Annotated in this window: 2 protein-coding genes; one reads left to right on the forward strand and one right to left on the reverse strand. The window is 35.1% G+C overall.

The features are described from left to right. Positions 1-92: 92 nt before the first annotated feature. Positions 93-662, reverse strand: a complete 570-nt coding sequence (locus QME58_14230; protein MDI6804971.1) for a pyridoxal phosphate-dependent aminotransferase — start codon at positions 660-662, stop codon at positions 93-95. A gap of 121 nt (positions 663-783) precedes the next feature. Between QME58_14230 and QME58_14235 the strand changes: the two genes are divergently transcribed. Beyond that, the coding region (locus tag QME58_14235) for a TonB-dependent receptor plug domain-containing protein (protein MDI6804972.1) at positions 784-1,847 on the forward strand (1,064 nt) is incomplete at its 3' end.

The following is a 1,847-nucleotide window of genomic DNA, read 5'->3' on the forward strand; positions in this document are numbered from 1 at the left end:
CTTCTCTTTCTGACTTAGTAAGGTGAATCGTATATTTTATTGCCATAGTTTTTTTTATGGCAAAGATAATAAATAATTACGTCATTTCATACTTAACTTAACACTAGCTTATTGTATTCAAATACTTTTACATAGGAACCAGTAGGATTGTTCGGATGTATTACTAAAATCGCTCTTGTATTTTTTGTAATAGCCGACTCTATCGACTCAAAGTCAATATGCCATTCGCCATCATATACGATCTGATAATTTTTCAAAACAACATCATTGATCTGCGAAATAATATTCAGCAGCGGATAACTTGGAACCGGTACTAAAACTTCATCATCAACATCCGCTATTAGTCTTAATATAAAACTATATGCTTCACTGCTGCCTGATGTCAGTATAATATTTTCCGGTCTAACATCGGTATTGTGCTGGCTATAATACTCACTCACTGCAACCCTTGTATCTAATAAACCTTTCGGGTCAGGTTCATAAATTAAATTACTTTTATTTTTAAGAGGGTTTAACATACTCTCGTTGTAAAAGTCGAAACCTACTTTAGTCGGATTCGATTCGGTTAAGTCTAAAATCACGTGCCCTTGTTGTCGCCGTTCTTCTATCAACTTCGTCAACCGGTTGGGGGAAAGATTCCAATTTGTCCGATTTGAAAACATAATTAACCTTGTTATTAAATTTCACATCAAGATAATTCAATCCACTAAAAGAAACAATAATTTTGCATATATCTATCGGTTTCTCTATATTTTTAAAAATATTCCTAAGAACATCCGAATTGTGAGTAAACAAAAGTACATAATCATACTATTCATCTTCTGCATCGCAGCTATTTTACCATCGAAAAGTTCTTCCACCGTATTTAGCGATACTCTTGAAACACCTGCTTATTCTGATACTACTGAGATTATCGATACTTTAGCTACCAAATTACTTTATCCAAAGAGAATCACACCAATTCAAAACATTGGAGTGTTAGCGCCTACTTTACCTACTTACACAAAGTTGGACGACTCTCGACGAATCGAGTCGTCCACAACGATTCGCCACAGTAATTATCGTCATTTGGGTAATTTACTCGAATCATTCGCGGGTGTATTTCTATATAATTTTAGCAGTTTTGGGCAACCGCACACTCTATTATCAAATTATACCGATTATAGAACAATTGTTTTAGCACATAACGGAATTTCTCTAAACGATCCGATTACTGGCTTTTATAATCTGAATTATTTCCCTACCGAAAATATTGAACGAATTGAATTTATTAACAGCACAAAAGCGTTCTTATACACCTTCAACAGTACCGGTAGTTTGGTAAACATGGTTTCTAAATTCTACAATAATAATACACCATACACCCGTTTGCGTTACAGCGAATCGGCTTATGAAGAAACTTATTTAGATGGAATGTTCAGCCAAAACATTTTGCACAACTTTAATCTCACAGGCGGAGTGCAAAGAATTGTTGCCGATGGAAGATATGCTAACAGTGAATACAATTCTTGGAATGTGCGACTAAAGTTGCGCCATAACATCAGTGATAATTTGAATGTTTATTTCAACGAAATTTACAACCAAAATATTCTTGGATTGAACGGCGGCGTTGATTTAGTAAATACGCCAACGAAAGATATTTTCGATGAAATGCGTGCGGTTGTAAAATATTCAGATGCATACGAAAAAGTTGCACGCAACGATTTACAATTGGGAGCTGCCGGCAGATTTTTACCTGATACATCGTCAATTACGCAATTAATATTTTTTCTTTCTAATCAGATGAGATTGTTCAGAGATTTACAGCCCCCTTCTGCGTTCCAACCTATTCGTGAGAGTTACCATAC

It is taken from the genome of Bacteroidota bacterium (assembly GCA_030017895.1).
Lineage (GTDB): Bacteria > Bacteroidota > Ignavibacteria > UBA10030 > BY39 > JASEGV01.

What these genes read in the sequence shown, in the direction of transcription:
- QME58_14230 (MDI6804971.1), bottom strand. Translation starts at nt 662, where the DNA reads ATGTTTTCAAATCGGACAAATTGGAATCTTTCCCCCAACCGGTTGACG.